Source organism: Actinobacillus pleuropneumoniae (assembly GCF_003290385.1).
GTDB lineage: Bacteria > Pseudomonadota > Gammaproteobacteria > Enterobacterales > Pasteurellaceae > Actinobacillus > Actinobacillus lignieresii.
The window spans coordinates 798,805-818,400 of sequence record NZ_CP030753.1; the positions used below are offsets into that span (position 1 = coordinate 798,805).

General features: G+C 42.0%; 15 protein-coding genes and 2 riboswitches. Of the genes, 7 read left to right on the top strand and 8 right to left on the bottom strand.

Annotation, left to right across the window (positions count from 1 at the left end; genetic code table 11):
• Window positions 1-124: 124 nt before the first annotated feature.
• Together torA and DRF63_RS03675 are read right to left on the bottom strand one after the other, a co-directional pair.
• Entirely contained in the window at window positions 125-2,599 is a 2,475-nt protein-coding gene (gene torA, locus DRF63_RS03670) for a trimethylamine-N-oxide reductase TorA (protein WP_005597019.1), read from the bottom strand.
• A gap of 18 nt (window positions 2,600-2,617) precedes the next feature.
• A riboswitch (molybdenum cofactor riboswitch) is annotated at window positions 2,618-2,787 on the bottom strand.
• A 7-nt stretch (window positions 2,788-2,794) separates the two neighbouring features.
• Window positions 2,795-3,913, bottom strand: a complete 1,119-nt coding sequence (locus DRF63_RS03675; RefSeq protein WP_005597023.1) for a NapC/NirT family cytochrome c — start codon at window positions 3,911-3,913, stop codon at window positions 2,795-2,797.
• 174 nt (window positions 3,914-4,087) lie between these two features.
• Window positions 4,088-4,275, top strand: a riboswitch (molybdenum cofactor riboswitch).
• On the opposite strand from DRF63_RS03675, the gene moaA reads away from it, so the two are divergent.
• The 6 genes from moaA to DRF63_RS03705 all read left to right on the top strand — a co-directional run bounded on the left by moaA (window position 4,264) and on the right by DRF63_RS03705 (window position 9,144).
• On the top strand, window positions 4,264-5,286 hold the full coding sequence (moaA, locus tag DRF63_RS03680) for a GTP 3',8-cyclase MoaA (protein ID WP_005597025.1): 1,023 nt from the start codon (window positions 4,264-4,266) through the stop codon (window positions 5,284-5,286). It overlaps the preceding riboswitch by 12 nt.
• Before the next feature lie 284 nt (window positions 5,287-5,570).
• Complete coding sequence (gene moaC / locus DRF63_RS03685; RefSeq protein WP_005597027.1) at window positions 5,571-6,047, top strand: cyclic pyranopterin monophosphate synthase MoaC; 477 nt, start codon at window positions 5,571-5,573, stop codon at window positions 6,045-6,047.
• 21 nt (window positions 6,048-6,068) lie between these two features.
• Window positions 6,069-6,314 carry a molybdopterin synthase sulfur carrier subunit gene (gene moaD, locus DRF63_RS03690; RefSeq protein WP_005597031.1) on the top strand — a complete coding sequence of 82 codons (246 nt, stop codon included), beginning with the start codon at window positions 6,069-6,071 and terminating at the stop codon, window positions 6,312-6,314.
• Window positions 6,315-6,770 carry a molybdopterin synthase catalytic subunit MoaE gene (gene moaE / locus DRF63_RS03695; RefSeq protein ID WP_005597033.1) on the top strand — a complete coding sequence of 152 codons (456 nt, stop codon included), beginning with the start codon at window positions 6,315-6,317 and terminating at the stop codon, window positions 6,768-6,770.
• A gap of 80 nt (window positions 6,771-6,850) precedes the next feature.
• Complete coding sequence (gene ybeY / locus DRF63_RS03700; RefSeq protein WP_005597035.1) at window positions 6,851-7,342, top strand: rRNA maturation RNase YbeY; 492 nt, start codon at window positions 6,851-6,853, stop codon at window positions 7,340-7,342.
• Window positions 7,342-9,144: a tRNA(Met) cytidine acetyltransferase TmcA domain-containing protein gene (locus tag DRF63_RS03705; protein WP_005597036.1), complete on the top strand. Its 1,803-nt coding sequence runs from the start codon at window positions 7,342-7,344 to the stop codon at window positions 9,142-9,144. The genes ybeY and DRF63_RS03705 overlap by 1 nt, the downstream gene beginning before the upstream one ends.
• Before the next feature lie 63 nt (window positions 9,145-9,207).
• Here the strand turns inward: DRF63_RS03705 and topA are convergent, their stop codons facing one another.
• On the bottom strand, window positions 9,208-11,817 hold the full coding sequence (gene topA, locus DRF63_RS03710; RefSeq protein ID WP_005597038.1) for a type I DNA topoisomerase: 2,610 nt from the start codon (window positions 11,815-11,817) through the stop codon (window positions 9,208-9,210).
• 141 nt (window positions 11,818-11,958) lie between these two features.
• Between topA and DRF63_RS03715 the strand changes: the two genes are divergently transcribed.
• Window positions 11,959-12,855, top strand: coding sequence for a LysR family transcriptional regulator (locus DRF63_RS03715; RefSeq protein ID WP_005597040.1), 897 nt, complete (start codon window positions 11,959-11,961; stop codon window positions 12,853-12,855).
• A gap of 93 nt (window positions 12,856-12,948) precedes the next feature.
• Here DRF63_RS03715 and argA read toward each other — a convergent pair whose 3' ends face one another.
• From argA to serC, 5 genes are all read right to left on the bottom strand, one after another.
• Complete coding sequence (argA, locus tag DRF63_RS03720; RefSeq protein ID WP_005597042.1) at window positions 12,949-14,262, bottom strand: amino-acid N-acetyltransferase; 1,314 nt, start codon at window positions 14,260-14,262, stop codon at window positions 12,949-12,951.
• 147 nt (window positions 14,263-14,409) lie between these two features.
• A complete protein-coding gene (aroA, locus tag DRF63_RS03725) occupies window positions 14,410-15,708 on the bottom strand; it encodes a 3-phosphoshikimate 1-carboxyvinyltransferase (protein WP_005597044.1) in 1,299 nt (432 codons plus the stop codon).
• A gap of 13 nt (window positions 15,709-15,721) precedes the next feature.
• Window positions 15,722-16,816 carry a histidinol-phosphate transaminase gene (gene hisC, locus DRF63_RS03730; protein WP_005597048.1) on the bottom strand — a complete coding sequence of 365 codons (1,095 nt, stop codon included), beginning with the start codon at window positions 16,814-16,816 and terminating at the stop codon, window positions 15,722-15,724.
• Window positions 16,817-17,015: 199 nt separating this feature from the next.
• On the bottom strand, window positions 17,016-18,284 hold the full coding sequence (locus DRF63_RS03735) for an O-acetylhomoserine aminocarboxypropyltransferase/cysteine synthase family protein (RefSeq protein ID WP_005597053.1): 1,269 nt from the start codon (window positions 18,282-18,284) through the stop codon (window positions 17,016-17,018).
• A gap of 205 nt (window positions 18,285-18,489) precedes the next feature.
• Complete coding sequence (gene serC, locus DRF63_RS03740; RefSeq protein ID WP_005597054.1) at window positions 18,490-19,578, bottom strand: 3-phosphoserine/phosphohydroxythreonine transaminase; 1,089 nt, start codon at window positions 19,576-19,578, stop codon at window positions 18,490-18,492.
• Window positions 19,579-19,596 lie beyond the last annotated feature (18 nt).

Consider the following 19,596-nt stretch of genomic DNA (forward strand, 5'->3'; position numbering starts at 1 on the left):
CTATTTTTGCTTTTCCTTTGCAAGAAAATTAAAAAAAATAACCGCTTGTCATTCAGTTAATATAAATATAAAAACGCACTAAAGCCCTTCACTTTAGTGCGTTTTGTTTACTTATTCTATAACACTATGCTTGGGTATATTTCGGTTCTTTAAATACCGTTACTTCCGGTGCAACGCCGGTAAATTTCTCTACTTGTACCGTTGCGGTATTCGGTGAGTTACCTTGTGCTAATTTTGACGTACCTTCATCACGAGTCAGCACATTCGGGTTACCGTTTTTACAAAGCGGTTGTTCCGATTTACCGAGATCCATCGGATCGTACCAAGCCCCTTCGTGTAACGCGACAGTGCCTTTAATGATACCGTCTGTTACCACTGCACCGGCTAATACTTGGCCGCGTTTATTGAAAATACGCACGATGTCACCGTTTGCGATGCCGCGAGCCGCAGCATCCTCAGTATGAATTAATACCGGCTCACGATCATTTACCGCATAGAGTTTACGTAACGAGCTGTAAGCTAATTGGCTATGTAAACGATATTTTGAATGCGGAGTGACTAACGCAAGCGGCGCTTCTGCGGTAGTTTTACCGGCAAACTCTTCGTGTTCCATCCAAGTCGGATGACCTTTACAATCATCGTAATTCATTTTCGCCACTACATCAGAGAAAATTTCAATTTTGCCTGATGGTGTACCTAATGGATTGAGTAACGGATCGTTACGGAATTCTTCATAACGTACCCATTTTTTCGCTTTTTCAGTCGCTTTAAAGGTAATCGGCTTGTTATCCGCCCAGAACTGTTCAAATTTAGGCATTAATACACGGTTTTTACGTGCCGCATCAAATGCAGTTTGATAGAAACCTTTTAACCAATCCATTTCCGATTTACCTTCGGTAAATTCTTGTTCTTTACCTGCACGTTTTGAAAGCTCTGCAAAAATATCGTAGTCGTTTTTCGCTTCAAATTGCGGCGGAACAACTTGCTTCATTGGGAAAATATTCATCATTGAATAATCTCCTGACATCGTTAAGTCATTACGCTCATAACTTGTTGTTGCCGGTAAAACAATATCCGCCATACGTGCGGTTGGTGTCCAGTGACATTCGGTGACAAACACACTGTCCGGTTTTTGCCACGCTTTTACTAAGGTATTGGTGTCTTGGTGATGCGTAAACGGGTTACCGCCTGACCACCAAATTACTTTAATATCCGGATAAGTCACTTTTGTGCCGTTATAGTCAATGGTTTTGCCCGGATTTAATAACGCATCGGAAATACGTGCAAGTGGGAAAGAGAATTTAGAGGTTTCATCCAACCAAGTTTTTGAACCCGCTTCAGTAGATGGACTTGCAGAAATCGATCCTAAAATACCACCGGTTGCCGTCGGTGCGCCACCGTTCGAATAGTGATAACTTAAACCGAAACCACCGCCCGGTAAACCGATTTGACCTAACATTGCCGCTAATGTCACTAACATCCAGTGACTTTGTTCACCGTGACGTTGGCGTTGGATACCCCAACCTGCCATTAACATCGTACGTTTGCTTTGTAACTCTAATGCCAATTTTTTGATGGTTTCCGCCGGTACGCCACAAATTTTGCTTGCCCATTCCGCATCTTTCGGCTGTTTATCTTCCGTACCAAGCAAGTATTTTTCAAATTGTTCATAGCCTTTAGTATATTTTTTAAGGAATTCTTTATCGTGTTTATTTTCTGCGACTAAGGTATGCGCCATACCTAACATTAACGCTACGTCCGTTCCCGTATGAACCGGAACCCACTCTGCACCTAAATATTCGCAACTTTCGCTTCTTACTGGGTCAATACAGATAATACGCTTACCGCTTTCTTTGAATTTTTTGAAGTATTCCAAACCTTGTTGATCAGTCGAAGTCCAAGCAATACGCAACGTATTTAACGGGTTTGCCGACCATAACACGATCACATCCGTGCTTTCTAAAACAACTTCCCAGCTGGTTTGTTGTTCATACACTTCGATCGTTCCCAATACGTGCGGCATAATCACTTGTGCCGCACCGGTTGAATAGTCGCCTTTCACGCCGACAAAACCGCCGGTAATGTTTAGATAACGTTGTAATAATGTACGTGCTGCGTGTAATGAGCCTGAGCTATACCAGCCGTAAGAACCGCCGAAAATTGCACTTGGGCCATGTGCGTCACGCACACGTTTCATTTCGTTTGCAACTAATTCAAACGCTTTATCCCAAGAAACACGTACCCACTCATCACGACCACGTAAAGTCGTATCTTTATTACCTTCTAAGTAACCTTTACGTACCATCGGATATTTAACGCGAGTTTCACCGTGTACTTGATCAGGCACGACAGTTTGTAATTCGTTTTCGATTGACGGAGGCATAGCAGGACCGGATTTAACCACTTTACCGTTTTCAACCACGATACCTAACGCCCCCCAGTGTGCTGCTGTCATTACGGTTTGCATCTCCGCTGCGGCCGCTTCCGTTGAAATTAAGGCATTTACACTACCGCCCGCTAAAGATGTCCCAGCAAGACCGAGAGAGGTATTTTTAATAAAACCACGACGACTTGCATTAATTTTTTCTTGAGTTTTCATATGCATAACCCTCTGAAAGTTAAGTTGAATTTGACACCTTTCTAAACACGAGGGGATAGTGCATTTCTTTACTATCCGGTGTGTAAGCGGTCTGATTTTGCAAAAATTTTGTGAATTTTAACCGCTTGCCACAGGCTTGCACACCTTATCTAAGACTTAGGCATACAAGCTCGGTATCCTGTAAGTTAAATAAAATTAGTGTGAGCTACCCGCAACATCTTTTGCGTTACGTTGTAGATAGATAGTCACGGCACGCACATCATCCGCTGTCATTGAAGTACGGTCTTTCATGGAATTCACTACACCGATCCATTGATTCGCCGTATAGTGATCCGCACCAATCGGCGCATGACAACCGCTACAATGGGTTTGATTTAAATTATCGCCGAAATGATTAAGCGAATTAATATCGGAAGTCACCGCCGTTTTCGGTAATGAAACTTCAACGCTGACTTCTTTCCAGTACGAATTGGTCACATTGTCATGAACCGTTTGATGAACCGTGAGTTTATCTTTTACTTCATCTGCGACTAAACCGACCATAATCCGCTGACCTAGTCCCATATAAATAATGCTTTCCGCCCCCGCTTGTTGCCAGCCTTTAATCGTACCGGACACTTTATCACCGGATTCTTTCCATTGTGATACTTCCGCAAACGGTAATAAACGAATTTCTCCGCCCTGTGCCACTTGTGCCGGCGCCATCGCCAAGTTATACAATGTTTTGTCACTCGCACTAAATTGTCCGGCGTGTTTGGTTAATTCGCCCAATGCCGCACTGTTATCTACTTGCATTTCCGGCATAAAGTGGGCAATACCTTTATGGCAGTCGATACAGGTTTGGTTGGTTTCTTGTGCCAACTTATGCATTTTCTGTGCCGATTCTTTTTGTTCGGTAAGCACCATTGCTTCAAATGAATGGCAACTACGACAAGTCGCCGAATCGGTTTCTTTCATTTCCGCCCAAACACGTTGCGCCATATCCAAGCGATGTTTTTCATAGGCTTCTTGATCGGGCAATTTATCGGTGACAAAGGTATGCCATACGTCTTTCAAGGCAATTATCTTAGCTTTTACATAATGCAAACCGTCTTGCGGAACGTGGCAATCGGAACATTCCGCTCGAATTCCTTTACGATTTGAAAAGTGTACCGTACCTTCCCATTCCGCTTGCGGATGACTCATTGAATGGCAACTTACGCAAAATTCAGTAGAGCTGGTCGCTTTCATTACCGACTGTACGCCAAATAACGCTGCAGCACCCAATACGGCGCAAATCACTCCGCCTGCCAGTGATAATTTAAATTTAGACATACATTTCCCCACATAAAAAAATAACTCTTTAGTAGTAAAAGATTAGCACTTATATAAAAGTGTCCCTTGTTTAAGATCAAATTATGTCAGTTTTATATGTAAATTAAGCCTTAGACGTACAATACTGCTTTCTGACTATTGCATGAAATGCCTTCGCACTTTAGAATGGCGATATTTATCAACAGACTCCGAGCTTGTGAACCTAACTTCTCGGTCGTTTTACAAATTTTCGTTAAATTCGACCGCTTTTTGTAAGAATATGGTAGCAATGCCTGTAATTAGCTTATACGTAGCTGATTCAAGGGAATTTCAAGAAATTGTTGTTCCTCTCGTGTTTAGAAAGGTGTCCAATGCAATCCATTCCAATTAAAAATGTTGGGGCGGATAATGTTTCTCAGCTTATTGATCGCTTTGAACGACAATATGTTTATTTACGTTTATCCGTTACCGATGTCTGCAATTTTCGCTGTAATTATTGTCTGCCGGACGGCTATAAACCGCCTTCACACAAGCAGCAATTTTTAAGCGTATCCGAAATTCAACGTGTCGTGCGTGCTTTTGCTGATCTCGGCACGGAAAAAGTGCGTATTACCGGTGGTGAACCGACTTTACGTAAAGACTTTTTAGAAATTGCGCATACCGTTTCGCAAACGAACGGCATTAAAAAAGTGGCGTTAACGACTAACGGTTATCGTATGGAACGCGATATCGATTTATGGCAACAAGCCGGTATTACCGATATTAACGTTAGCGTAGATAGCTTAGATACACGTCAATTCCAACTCATTACCGGTGAAAATAAGCTACAATCGATCCTCAAAGGCATTGATAGAGCGTTTGAAATCGGTTATCGCAAAATTAAAGTGAATGCGGTGTTAATGAAGCAATACACCGCCCCCGAATTAGATAAATTCCTCGCTTGGATTAAAGATAAACCGATTCAAATGCGTTTTATTGAGCTAATGGAAACCGGTGAAATGGACAGTTTTTTCCAAGCGCAACATTTATCCGGTCAGTCGGTAATGCAACGCTTGTTACAAGAAGGCTGGCAATTACAGCCAAAAGCGTTATCGGACGGCCCGGCGAAAGTGCTTTCACACCCTGATTACCAAGGCGAAATCGGTTTGATTATGCCGTATGAGAAAAACTTCTGCGCCAGCTGCAACCGCCTGCGTGTTTCGGCACTCGGCAAATTGCACCTTTGCTTATTCGGCGAGGAAGGCATTGATTTGCGAGATTTACTCTCGGAAGATACCCAACAAGCGCAATTGAAAGCACGCTTAAAAGCCGCATTACAAGGTAAACGGGAACATCACTATTTGCATATCGGTGATAGCGGGATTCGAAATAACCTCGCCTCAATCGGCGGCTAGTTTCTCTGTTACTTTTCTTTGCGTTGCCAAAGAAAAGTAACCAAAAGAAAGGCAACCCTACTTCACCGCTGTTCTTCACTTAGTTGAAATTTGCTTAACGGAACATTTTAGATTCGCCTACGGCTCAAGAAAAATGTTCCTACAAATTGCAACACGCTCAGGCGGTTCAGAAGGGAACCCAAGCGGTCATTTTTGTTAAGTTCTTTGCAAAAAAATTTTCGATAAAGCAAAGAGAGTGACAGAAAAAGCAATGATTCAATGTTATTAATATTAAAATACTTATCATGAACCAATTTACTCACATCAATACCAACGGCGAAGCCAATATGGTCGATGTTTCGATGAAACAAGAAACTGTCCGTGTGGCTCGTGCCGAAGCATTCGTTTCGATGAATGCCGAAACATTACAAATGATTATTTCCGGTAACCATCACAAAGGCGATGTATTTGCGACTGCTCGTATAGCAGGTATTCAAGCGGCAAAAAGAACCTGGGAACTTATTCCACTTTGCCACCCACTACTCCTCTCAAAAGTTGAAGTGCAACTTGAAGCGCTGCCGGAAACCAATCAAGTACGCATCGAATCACTGTGCAAATTAACCGGTAAAACCGGTGTGGAAATGGAAGCGCTAACCGCTGCCAGTGTTGCTGCACTAACGATTTACGATATGTGTAAAGCGGTACAAAAAGATATGGTGATTGAAAATGTTCGTTTACTACATAAAAGTGGTGGTAAATCGGGCGAATTTAATGCGGAATAAGAATTACATTTAGGGATAAATATGATTAACGTTTTATTTTTTGCACAGGTACGCGAATTGGTTGGCGTTGATGCTTTAACCGTTCCTGCCGAATTTGAAACCGCTGAACAATTACGTGAACATTTAAGCCAGCAAGGTAAAAAATGGCAATTAGCCTTAGAAAAAGGCAAATTATTAGTGGCAATTAACCAAAGCATTTCACCGTTGGAAAGTGCAATCAAAGACGGTGATGAAGTAGCATTCTTCCCACCGGTGACAGGAGGCTAAATGCGCACGACGTTAATCGAAGTTCAACAAGAAACCTTTGATCAAAATGCGATTTATCGTTGGTTAAGCGAACATCATAGTGTTGGAGCAACCACGCTTTTTGTCGGCAAAGTGCGAGAAATGAATTTAGGTGATAATGTGTCAGGTTTATATCTGGAACATTACCCTGCAATGACTAAAAAAGCCCTCCAAGAAATTGTGGATGAGGCACGTAGCCGCTGGGATTTACAACGTGTAGCGGTAATTCATCGAATTGGGCAACTTCATACCGGCGATGAAATTGTATTGGTTGGGGTAAGTTCCGCTCACCGAGGCGATGCTTATCACGCTAACGAATTTATTATGGATTATCTTAAAACCCGTGCTCCATTTTGGAAACGTGAAACTACGCAAGATGGTGACCGTTGGATAGAAGGACGCGAGAGTGACCAACTTGAAGCGGATAAATGGCAATAAATCACGCCCTTAGATTCACGGAATGTGTCGGAAGGTTTATAATATTCGACAACATTCCGTTTTTTATATATTGAGAATTTATGACAACACCAATTATTGATTTACAAATTGCTGCTGAGAACAGTGAAAATCTCCCATCTTTAGCACAATTTACCCAATGGGTACAACGTGCGTTAGCACACGAGGCACAAACCGAAGATTTCCCTGAAACGGAAATCACGATTCGTATCGTGGATGAAGCGGAAAGCCACGAATTAAACTTAACTTATCGTGGTAAAGACAAATCGACCAATGTGCTTTCATTTCCGTTTGAAGTGCCGGAAGGCATTGAATTGCCATTATTAGGAGATCTGATTATTTGCCGCCAAGTGGTGGAAAAAGAAGCGCAAGAACAACAAATTTCCTTAGAATCACACTGGGCGCACTTAGCGATTCACGGCACGCTACACTTACTCGGTTACGACCATATTGAAGATGCGGAAGCGGAAGAAATGGAAGGTTTAGAAACCGAGATTATGCAAAGTTTAGGTTTTGAAGATCCGTATATTTCAGAAAAAGTGATTGAAGAATAATGCGTAAACTGGTGATTTTAGCTGAAATGCCTCCGCTTGACGGGGGCATTGTTATTCATAGCGGCAATATCTCCCAAGCCAAACAGTATTTGGGGCAAGAACACCCCTATGCGATTTACGATATGCGTGCCGAAGGCGGTGTGTGTCTTAACTTAGACGCATTAGCAATTATTGCCGGTACGATTCAGGCTCAAGGCACACTCTACCTTATTTGCCCGAACTGGGATACGCTCGAACAGCAACTAGATTTTGATTCGCAACGTTGGAATGGCGGTAAGGTGATTGCCACACCGAATTTCTATCGCTACTTTAAGGCATTGGTACAAAAATTCGGTTTTCAATTCCAAACATTGGAAGAAACGGATTTTAGCTTGCCAAAACAGCCACCTCAATGCCAAGCGACCGAAAGTCTTACGCCACAACAGCAAAAAATCTTTGAAAAATTACCGCTTGATTCGTCAGCTATTCATTTAATTACCGCGCCTCGTGGGCGAGGCAAATCGACCCTCGCCGGTAAATTAGCTCAGCAGTTAGCTAAAACGGAATCGGTATTGATTACTGCAAGAAGTCACTCGGTCTTACCTAATTTCTGGAAGTCTGCTGCGCAGAATATTCCTTTTTTTGCACCCGATCATCTATTACAAAAAATTGCGGCAAATCAAATTGCAGCAAAGAGCTGGTTATTTATTGATGAAGCGGCAAGTTTGCCGTTGCCGATGTTACATCAGCTCTGTGCTTACTTCGATAAAGTGGTCTTAACCACGACTACACATAATTATGAAGGTACCGGGCGAGGCTTTAGCCTGAAATTCCCACAACAGCTTACCAAGCAGTATCGAGAATGGCGACTGACTAAGCCGCTTCGTTGGCATGAAAATGATCCGTTGGAACAATTTATCGATGAATTATTGATTATGTCACCACCAAGCGAAACCAATCAATATGCTGAATTTTATCATTTACTGGCGGAAGCGCATTACAAAACGACACCCAGCGATTTACGCCGCTTATTTGATGCTCAAGATCAGTTACTACATTCTTTCGCCGAGCATCAGCATTTAGTCGGCGGCATTTGGGCTGTACCTGAAGGTGGTTTGGAACCTGAATTAACTGAAGCCATTTGGCGGGGAGAACGCCGCCCACAAGGCAATTTAGTCGCACAATACCTCTGCTTCCAAGGCAACTTACTCGAAGCCTGTCAGCTACGTTCAGTACGAATCTCACGTATTGCAGTACAACCTGAATTGCAACAGCAAGGGATTGGCAAGCGCTTAATTTCTGACTTTATTTTGCAAAAAATTCAGCAAAATCGACCGCTTGTGGATTATGTTTCAGTCAGCTTCGGACTCACGGAACATCTATTACACTTTTGGCAACAATGCGGTTTTCAGTTAGTGCAAATTACCCCAACTAAAGAAGCCAGTAGCGGCTATCACAGTGCGATGATGCTCTACCCGATTTCAGCCGAAGGTCAGCGGTTTGTACAACAAGCTACTGCCAGATTTGAACGAGATTTAGCATTACAGCCGTTTTATGCAGAATTGCAAAATATGTTGCCAATTCGACCGCTTGTGCAACTGCAAATGGACGAACAAGATTGGCGCAATATAGAAGGTTTCGCATTAGCGCAACGTTCTCTGGCGGCAAGTTATGTCAGCCTAACACGTCTTTACCGGCAAGATCCTCGCAATCATGGTGTATTAGCCAATCTCTGGCAACAATTCGAGCGTATTCAAGGCAAAAAAGAATGGTTGGAAAACTTACGTAGCCTACTTGCTAATTACTTGCAATACACACGCTAATTGGTTGCAAATCGCTATAAAAAAACCACCGCTTATTGCGGTGGTTTTTCATTTACGAATACATTATTTTTTACGTTCTAGCCATTTACCGTCAAGATAATCGACAATCCATTTAGTCGCCTTACCGTCTTTTTCAGAGGTAACATATTGACGTTTTTCTTTACGGCTAAAGCGGATAATCGCTTCATTTCCTTCCGGATCTTGCTGAGGTGCATCGGCAAGATATTGTAATTTTTCCGGTAAACGATCACGGTATTGTGCTAATTCGGCAACTTTTGGCGCGCGTGTTTCACGCGATTTTGGGAAATTATGTGCTGACATAAACACACCGCTTGCACCGTCACGTAATACGAAATACGCATCCGATTTCTCACATTTAAGTTCCGGGAAATGCGTCGGCTCTTCGCGCGGCGGAGCCACTTCACCGTTTTTCAGAATCTTACGGGTGTTATCGCACGCGGTACAACCCATGTATTTACCGAAACGACCAAGTTTGAGGTGCATATCCGCACCGCATTTATCACATTCAACGATCGGACCGTCATAGCCTTTAATTTTGAATGAACCTTGTTCTAATACGTAACCGTCACAATTCGGATTATTACCACAAATATGTAATTTACGTTGCGGATCAATCACATAGCTATCCATTGCCGAATCACATTTCGGGCAACGCTTACGAGCTAATAAGGCTTTTGCTTCCGATTCTTCATCCAGCACATTAAGTAATTCCGCTTCCGGAATCAGATTCATTGTGGTTTTACAACGCTCTTTCGGCGGTAATGCATAACCGGTACAACCTAAGAATACGCCGGTAGAAGCGGTGCGAATTGCCATTTTTCTGCCACAGGTCGGACAGTCAATTTCCGTTGGCACAAGGCTATTCGGCTTCATTCCTCCTTCCAACTCATCTAATTCGGCTTTGGTAAGCTGTTCTGAGAAGTCCTTGAAGAAATTATTAAGCGCTTCTTTCCAGTTTTTATTACCTTCCGCAATTTGGTCGAGTGTTTCTTCCATATTGGCGGTAAAGTCGTAATTCATTAGATCGCTAAAGGATTCGTCTAAACGATCGGTAACGATTTCACCCATTTTTTCCGCATAGAAACGGCGATTTTCAGTACGTACGTAACCACGCTCTTGAATAGTCGAAATAATCGCAGCGTAGGTTGATGGCCGACCGATACCACGTTTTTCCAATTCTTTGACTAATGCCGCTTCAGAGAAACGCGCCGGCGGTTTAGTAAAGTGTTGGCTAGGTAATACTTCCTCTAACGCTAATTTTTCATTGAGTGCGACTTCCGGTAACACTTGGTCTTCAGCGGTTTTACCTTGTACCGGTAATGCCTTTGTCCAACCGTCAAAACGCAATACACGCCCTTTCGCTTTTAATTCATAATCGCCTGCCGTAACGGTAAGGCTGGTTGAATCATAACGAGCCGGTGTCATTTGACAAGCTAAGAAACGACGCCAAATAAGCTCATAAAGACGCTCGGCATCTTTTTCCATACCTTTTAAATCAGACATTTTTACATTCACATCTGACGGACGAATCGCTTCATGCGCTTCTTGCGCACCTTCTTTACTTGAATAGAAATTCGGTTTAGCCGGTAGGTACTCGGCTCCGAATTGATTTTCAATATAACCGCGCGCCATGGCTAATGCATCTTGGCTTAGATTGGTTGAGTCGGTACGCATATAGGTGATATAACCCGCTTCATATAAGCGCTGCGCCAACATCATGGTTTTCTTCACACCAAAACCTAAACGAGTACTTGCCGTTTGTTGCAGCGTTGAAGTAATAAACGGCGGACTTGCTTTTGAGGAAGTCGGCTTTTTATCAATCTCTGAAACGATAAATTCGCCACCTTGTAACGATTTTACCGCTTCATCCGCTTGTTTTTGGTTTTTTGCCGAGAATTTTTTACCTTTATAGCCGGTTAAATCAAGCGGTAATTTTCCTTTAGCCGTTAGCGTATTGGCTAAAATTTCCCAATACTCTTCCGGTTGGAACGCTTTAATTTCACGCTCGCGCTCGACTAAAAGTTTCACTGCAACCGACTGTACACGTCCTGCGGATAAGCCTCGCGCGACTTTTTTCCAAAGTAAAGGCGATACCATAAAACCCACCACGCGGTCTAAAAAGCGGCGTGTTTGTTGCGCGTTTACACGGTCTAAATTCAAATGATCCGGTTGTTCAAACGCTTTTTGAATGGCATTTTTGGTAATTTCGTTAAATACGACACGGCTAAAACGTTCGTCGTCACCGCCGATAACCTCTCGCAAATGCCAAGCAATCGCTTCCCCTTCTCTATCCAAGTCGGTTGCGAGATAAATATGATCGGCTTTTTTGGCTAAAGATTTTAATTCGGAAACCACCTTTTCTTTATCAGGAAGAATTTGATAATTCGCTTTCCAATCATGGTAAGGGTCGATCCCCATACGTTTAACTAATGCGGCACGTTCTTTTTCTGCTTTTAATTTTGCTTTTTGTTCTGCAGTCATGCCTTTGGTGGAAACCGGTTTTGCTTTTTCGTTTTTCTCGCTTTCACTACCGCTTTTAGGTAAATCACGAATATGACCGACACTCGATTTCACTACATAATCGCTACCTAAATATTTATTGATCGTCTTGGCTTTCGCCGGCGACTCCACAATAACCAATGATTTTCCCATGAATAACTACCCAAAATATAAATAATTTAAGAAATATATTAGATTTTATTTCTTTTTAGTTGATATTTAATACTACTTGACCCAAAATGCACCGACAATAGCAAGCCTAATGATAAAAAACAATATCTAGAGAGATAAAAAATGGATAAGCTCAATGCGATTAATCTTTTCTGTCGTGTAATCGAAACACAAAGTTTTACTCAAGCGGCACAACTTGAACAGATCTCGTTAGCAATGGCAAGTAAATTGATTGCTCAACTTGAAGAACATCTCAACGTACGACTATTACACCGTACAACTCGTAAGATCACTCCCACCGAAGCAGGTTTACTTTATTATCAACGCTGCCTGCCCATTCTTAACGAATTAAAAGATGCGGAGAATAGTGTAAGCAATATTACCTCAACATTACAAGGGAAAATCACAATTTCTCTGCCGATGGACTTCGGGTCACGTTTCGTTGCGCCTTATTTAGGGCAATTTATGACAACTTATCCGAATATTCAGCTCAATATTGAATTTAGTGATCGTCGTGTTGATGTGGTGGCAGAAGGCTATGATTTAGTATTACGTATCGGTGCCCTTGAAGACAGCTCTATCGTCGCAAAACGTATTGCCCGTTCGGAACTCGTACTGCTTGCCTCGCCGGAATATTTAGCAAAACACGGTACGCCGGAAAATTTAGCACAATTAGCCGAACATACGTGCTTAATCTATGAAAATCATCAGCAATGGCAATTTACGGACGGTGACCAGAAAGTGAAAATAAAACCGAATGCGCACGTCATTTCCAATAACGGCTATGCGCTATTACAGATGACTAAAGCGGGACAGGGTATCGTTAATTTACCGCTGTTTCTAGCCAAAGAAGAAATAAGTGCCGGTAAATTGGTGGAAATTTTACCTCAATATAAACAACATTCGATCGATATTAGTATTTTATATCCGCACCGCCGTTACTTATCGCCCAAAGTAAAAGTGCTGATTGAATTTTTGGCAACTCTTATGCAAGAGCGTCATCAATATTTAGTGAAATAAGTAATAAACGGTTTGATTTTCTATTTTTTGAAAAAACAAAACGCCTTTCTTTTAAGGAAAGGCGTTTGCAAATATTCAATAAAATCCAACCGCTTACTGTCCGAGATCTAGGATTAAAATCTTTGACATTCGTTGATAGTTATAATGTTCACGTTTCTCTTTCGGTAAATCGTCCGTTGTGGAAAGTACAAAGCCGCGCTCTTGAAACCACTGGGTTGTGCGTGTCGTTAGCACAAATAATTTCTCAACTTGTAATTTATAGGCGCGGCGTTTAATCGCTTCTAATAATACATCGCCTCGTGATGAATCTCGATAATCGGGATGAACCGCCACACAGGCCATTTCCGCCATTTTTTCTTCCGGATAATGATTCAATGCCGCACACGCAATCACAATACCGTCACGCTCAATAATGGTATAATTGCTGATCTCCATTTCTAATTGTTCACGCGAGCGTTTTACTAAAATGCCTTGTTCTTCTAACGGTCGAATCAAATTTAACAAACCGGGAATATCAAATGAGGTTGCCAAACGAATATTTTCCGAACTCTCTTCCGATAACTGCGTACCGATACCGTCACGAGAGAACAATTCTTGCAATAGTGAGCCGTCCTCTTTATAGCTCAACAAATGCGAACGTTTAATACCGGCATGGCAAACTTCAATGGCCGCTTGTAAAAAACGTGCGGCGGAATTGTGATATTGTCCGGATTCAATAAATTGCGTTAAATAACGTTTGGCTTCACGCGGGTGTAAATCCGATAATACATTACCTTCCGAATCCAAGATCCCTTGCTGATCGCAAAAACCGATTAGCTTATCCGCTTTTAACTTAATCGCAATTTGCGTTGCAATCTCCTCAAACGGTAAATTAAACATTTCGCCGGTAACCGAAGGCGCAATCGGACCGATAACCACAATCGCATCTTGTGCCAATTGTTGCTGAATCGCTTCGATATTAATCCGGCGAATCTTACCGCTTAACCCGTAATCCACACCGTCAATTACACCAAGCGGTTGCGCTAATACCGCATTGCTACTTACTACGTTTAGTACCGGAGAATTCGGCAAACGTAATGACAAACGAGAAAAAATATCATAATGCAATCCGCCGACCGCTTGCTTAACCACTTCTAACGTTTTGCTATCGGTAATACGAATATGCTTATGATAGGTGGAACTCATCTGATTTTTTGCCAATAACTCGTCAATTTGGCAACGAGCACCAAACACAATCACCAGCTTGATGCCCAAACTATGCAACAAACTGATGTCATTGGTAATATTAATAAAATTCGGGTGAGCAATCGCATTACCGTCTAGCATAATCACAAAGGTTTTTTCTCTGTGCATATTTACGTAAGGCGTGGATTGTCTAAACCATTGGACTAATTCTGTGTTACGCATAACTTCCTCATTATTTTTTTGTTTCTGACAAATGTATATTAAAATGAATATTTATGCAATTTTATTGAATTAAAATTTGTATCTGTCCATAAAAAAGCGGTTGGATTTGCAAATTTTTTTACAAATTCAACCGCTTATTATCGCTTGTTATGTTCTTTCCGACAACTTCTCAAATTCGGTGAAATAAGTCGGGAAGGTTTTTGCCGTACATTTTGGATCTAAAATCGTCACCGGTGTATCAGACAATGCAATCAACGAAAAACACATCGCCATACGGTGATCATTATAAGTGGCAATTTCTGCATGTTGGAATTGTGTGAGTGGCAAAGGCTGAATGCGAATAAAATCTTCGCCTTCCTCAACGGTTGCACCGACTTTACGCAATTCGGTCGCCATCGCCGTTAAACGATCGGTTTCTTTGACACGCCAGTTATAAATATTGCGAATCACCGTTTCCCCTTCGGCAAATAATGCGGCGGTTGCAATCGTCATCGCTGCATCCGGAATATGGTTCATATCCATATCCACACCTTTAAGCTTACCCTGTTCCGCTTGGATAAAATCGTCACCCCAAGTAATTTTAGCCCCCATTGCTTCTAGCACATTGGCAAACAAGCGGTCACCTTGGATCGAATTTTTACCAATACCGGTCACCTTCACTTTACCTTTAATCGCACCGGCAGCTAAGAAATAAGAAGCGGATGATGCATCGCCTTCTACCAAATATTTTTCCGGTGAGAGATAACTTTGATTACCTTTAACCACAAAGGTCTGGTAATTTCGATTCTCAACTTTTACTCCAAAATCTTTCATCATCGCCAAGGTAATATCAATATAAGGTTTTGATACCAGTTCACCGATAATTTCAATTTCCATATCGCCTTCGGCAAGCGGTGCCGCCATCAATAAAGCGGTTAAAAATTGACTTGAAATTGAACCGTCAATTTGCACCTTTCCGCCTTTTAAGCCGCTGTTTCGGATTGCAACCGGCGGATAACCTTCATTTTCCAAATATTGAACGCTTGCACCGGCTTGACGAAGCGCATCAACCAAATGTTTAATCGGACGTTCTTTCATACGAGGCTCGCCGGTTAAAACTACTTCCGCTTCCGAAGATCCTTTTAAGCAAAGTGCCGCCGTTAAAGGTCGCATTGCCGTACCGGCATTTCCTAAAAATAACGCCAAACCGTTTTTCCAATTAAACGCACCGCCGACACCTTCAACGGTACAAACGGTTTTATCTTCCGATAATGAATAATTAACGCCTAATGCTTTTAGTGCATTGAGCATATGGCGAATATCGTCACTGTCTAATAAATTGGTAACCTTAGTCGTCCCTTTCGCTAAAGCGGCTAATAATAACGCACGGTTTGAAAGGCTTTTTGAGCCGGGTAAATTAATCTCGCCCTCAACACGGCTGATCGGTGCTAATGTAATTTTTTCCATTTTATTCTCTAAATTATCCCAACACTTTTACTAATGCGGCAAACAAGCGGCCATTTTCTTGCGGTAAACCGATACTGATACGTAAATGATTCGGCATACCGTAACCTGCAATCGGACGAACAATCACGCCTTCACGTAATAAGGCTTCGTAAATCGGTGCGGCAGGACGTTTGAAATCAATCGTAATAAAGTTGCCTTTGGAAGGAATATAATCCAAACCTTGTGCTTGGCAGAATGCTTCATAACGTTGCATTTCTCGGCGATTATTTTCCGCAACTTTTTCTACAAAAGCATCGTCATTCATCACCGCAATCGCTGAAACCAACGCAAGGCTGTTACAGTTAAACGGCTGACGTACACGATTGAGTAAATCGGCGATTTCAGCGTTAGATACCGCATAACCGATACGCAGTCCGGCAAGTCCGTAAGCTTTTGAAAGTGAACGAGAAACAATTAAATTCGGATATTTTGCTAATAAACCGAATGAATCGACACGCTCGCAAACCTCTGTAAACTCGGTATAGGCTTCATCTAACACCACAAGCACATTTGCCGGCACTTTCGCTAAGAAAGTGTCAATTTCCGCTTCGGTTAAAAAGTTACCGGTCGGGTTGTTCGGATTGGCGATAAAAATCAATTTGGTTTTTTCATTGATTGCGGCAAGAAACGCCTCTAAATCGTGTCCCCAATTTTTCGCCGGAATCTCACGAGCCACCGCATTAATCGCTTTAGTCACTAACGGATACACGATAAAGGCATATTGCGAATAGATAATTTCATCTTGCTCGCCGGCAAAAGTATGCGCAAATAATTCCAATAAATCGTTTGAACCGTTACCTAAAGTAATTTGATTCGCTTGTACGCCGAATTTTTTTGAAATTGCCGCTTTTAATTCAAAACCGTTTGCATCCGGATAACGAGTGAGATCATTGAGTTGATTAATAATCGCTTGTTTTGCACTTTCAGGGAAACCGAACGGGTTTTCATTGGAAGCGAGTTTAATGATATTACTGATACCCAGCTCACGTTCTAATTCTTCGATCGGTTTGCCCGCTTGGTAAGGAGAAAGGGATTTTACACCCTCATTAGCGATGTTGAGAAATTGCATTTTTACCTCTGTAACATTATTTTTATTGAGTAATGTTCGGATTGTATTAGAGAATCCCAATCTTTGCCAGTAAAAAATATGTTACAGATGGAAAGAAATTAATACAAACGTAATGGATTGATTTTCTCTCTTCCCTTCATAAACAAGCGGTCGTAAGTCTAGGAAAATTTACGACCGCTTATACATTCATATTAAGTCTTTACACAGCTTGCTCAAATGCTTGAGTTAAATCCGCTAGAATATCTTCCAGCGTTTCGATCCCTACCGAAAGACGAATCAATGTTTCGGAAATATTCGCCGCTTTGAGATCTTCCGTACTTAACTGACGATGCGTAGAAGTTGCCGGATGTAACGCACAAGTACGAATATCCGCCACATGCACTTCTCGAGAAACTAACTTAAGCGCATTCAGCCATTTCATCGCAGTTTCTTTATTACCTTTTAATTCAAAAGAAAGCACGCCGCATAAGCCGTTAGGCGTATATTTTTGCTGTAATGCGAAATCCGGTGAACTTGCCAATGCCGGATAATATACGCTTTTTACTTGAGGATGCGCTTCTAAGAATTCCGCAACCGCCTTAGCATTGGCAAAATGTTGTTTCATACGGAGGGATAATGTTTCCAACCCTAAGTTCAGTAAGAAACTGTTTTGCGGTGCGGGCGTCGCGCCTAAATCTCTCATCAATTGCACTCGAGCTTTTACCATATACGCCGCTTTACCGAACGTTTCGGTATAAACTAGTCCGTGATAGGTTTCATCCGGTTGGTGGAAGGCTTTAAATTTAGGGTTATTCCAATCGAAATTTCCGCCGTCAATAATCACCCCGCCCAATGCGACCGCATGACCGTCAAGATATTTTGATGAACTGTGTACCACTATATTGGCGCCGAATTCAAAAGGACGGCAGAAATACGGCGTAGCAAAAGTATTATCGACAACTAACGGACATTCCGCCGCTTGCGCTAATGCGGCAAATTTTTCAATATCCAATACGCGTAACGCCGGATTTGCAATAGTTTCACCGAAGACCGCTTTAGTATTCGGACGAATCGCTTTTTTCAATTCTTCAATCGGGGCAAATTGATCGACAAAAGTCACTTCAATCCCCATTTTGCGGAACGTATGTGCGAATAGGTTATAACTGCCGCCGTAAATGCTGGATGCTGAAATAAAATGGTCGCCGGATTCAAGTAAATTCATCAGCGCATAGAAAACCGCAGACTGCCCCGATGCGGTACACATAGCCGCAACCCCGCCTTCTAACGCCGCAATTTTTTCTTCCACCGCATTCGTCGTCGGATTTGCTAAACGAGTATAAAAGAAGCCCGCTTCTTCTAAATCGAATAATTTCCCGATAGATTCCGCACTATCATAGGTAAATGTCGTACTTTGTACGATAGGTAAAGCTCTCGGCTCGCCGTTTTTCGGCGTATAGCCTGCATGTAGGCAAAGTGTTTCAAAATTCATAAATATTCCCTTTTTGGTTGAGTAAAGTTTTTTGATTGTAACAGAAAACGATACAGTTATACGCTTAGTTTTAGCGAATGATCCGTTAGGATTTTCCTTTCATATCAAAATAAAATAATATATTAAAACTTATCGGAAACATAAAATCGACCTGTAAAAAAACCACCTGCACGGCAGATGGTTTCTTTTTATATACGCTCAAGTATTACGCGTTTTCTTTCGCAAATTTATCCATAAATCCAATTAACGCTTGCACGCCTTCAATCGGCATAGCGTTATAGATTGATGCGCGCATACCGCCTAACACTTTGTGCCCTTTTAAAGCGTGTAAGCCGCAAGCGGTCGCTTCCGCCACAAATTTTGCATTTAATTCGTCATTATCGGTGGTAAAGGTTACATTCATCACGGAACGATTGGCTTCGGCAATATCATTACGATAGAAATTGCTGTTATTTAAATAGTCGTACAACAATTTCGCTTTAGCTTCATTACGTTTTTCAATCGCCGGTAAACCGCCTTCTTTGATTAAATGTTTAAATACCAATGAACATAAATACCATGCGAATGTCGGCGGCGTATTGATCATTGAATCGGCATTGACTTGCGTTTCGTAATTCCAAATAGACGGTGTAGCGGTACGCGCCTTACCAATTAGATCTTCACGTACAATCACTATCGTAATACCTGCCGGACCTAAATTCTTTTGTGCGCCGGCATAAATTAAACCGAACTTACTAATATCAATTTTACGCGAAAGAATATTTGAAGACATATCCGCAACCAATACGGCATTACCTACATTCGGAATCTCGTGAATTTCCACCCCGCTAATCGTTTCGTTCGGGCAATAATGCACATAATCGTATTGATCGGCGATGTCGCTGAAATCGGTACGAGTAACGGAAATGATCCCGTTTTGATCTTTTTCTACAATATTGATTTCATCGATTTCGCAGAAATTACGTGCTTCTTTTGCCGCCGTTCCGGACCAATGACCGCTGTTTAAATAAAGAGCCTTACCCTTTTCGCCGATCAAATTCATTGGAATCGCCGCAAATTGTCCTCTCGCACCGCCTTGTAAAAATAGGATCTTATAGTTATCCGGAATATTATAGACTTCACGCAGATCTTTCTCCGACTGTGTCGCTAACTCCATAAACAATTTACCGCGATGGCTGACTTCTATCACCGAAGTCCCTTGATTTTGCCAATTTAATAATTCTTGTTGAGCTTGTTCCAAAACGGCTTTCGGCATCATCGCCGGACCTGCGCTGAAATTATAAACTTGTGTCATTGTGTTTGCCTCTTTGTG

Excerpts from the sequence above, each read along its gene's own strand:
- torA (WP_005597019.1), bottom strand. The coding sequence starts at position 2,599 with ATGAAAACTCAAGAAAAAATTAATGCAAGTCGTCGTGGTTTTATTAAA.
- DRF63_RS03675 (WP_005597023.1), bottom strand. The coding sequence starts at position 3,913 with ATGTCTAAATTTAAATTATCACTGGCAGGCGGAGTGATTTGCGCCGTA.
- moaA (WP_005597025.1), top strand. The coding sequence starts at position 4,264 with ATGCAATCCATTCCAATTAAAAATGTTGGGGCGGATAATGTTTCTCAG.
- moaC (WP_005597027.1), top strand. The coding sequence starts at position 5,571 with ATGAACCAATTTACTCACATCAATACCAACGGCGAAGCCAATATGGTC.
- moaD (WP_005597031.1), top strand. The coding sequence starts at position 6,069 with ATGATTAACGTTTTATTTTTTGCACAGGTACGCGAATTGGTTGGCGTT.
- moaE (WP_005597033.1), top strand. The coding sequence starts at position 6,315 with ATGCGCACGACGTTAATCGAAGTTCAACAAGAAACCTTTGATCAAAAT.
- ybeY (WP_005597035.1), top strand. The coding sequence starts at position 6,851 with ATGACAACACCAATTATTGATTTACAAATTGCTGCTGAGAACAGTGAA.
- DRF63_RS03705 (WP_005597036.1), top strand. The coding sequence starts at position 7,342 with ATGCGTAAACTGGTGATTTTAGCTGAAATGCCTCCGCTTGACGGGGGC.
- topA (WP_005597038.1), bottom strand. The coding sequence starts at position 11,817 with ATGGGAAAATCATTGGTTATTGTGGAGTCGCCGGCGAAAGCCAAGACG.
- DRF63_RS03715 (WP_005597040.1), top strand. The coding sequence starts at position 11,959 with ATGGATAAGCTCAATGCGATTAATCTTTTCTGTCGTGTAATCGAAACA.
- argA (WP_005597042.1), bottom strand. The coding sequence starts at position 14,262 with ATGCGTAACACAGAATTAGTCCAATGGTTTAGACAATCCACGCCTTAC.
- aroA (WP_005597044.1), bottom strand. The coding sequence starts at position 15,708 with ATGGAAAAAATTACATTAGCACCGATCAGCCGTGTTGAGGGCGAGATT.
- hisC (WP_005597048.1), bottom strand. The coding sequence starts at position 16,816 with ATGCAATTTCTCAACATCGCTAATGAGGGTGTAAAATCCCTTTCTCCT.
- DRF63_RS03735 (WP_005597053.1), bottom strand. The coding sequence starts at position 18,284 with ATGAATTTTGAAACACTTTGCCTACATGCAGGCTATACGCCGAAAAAC.
- serC (WP_005597054.1), bottom strand. The coding sequence starts at position 19,578 with ATGACACAAGTTTATAATTTCAGCGCAGGTCCGGCGATGATGCCGAAA.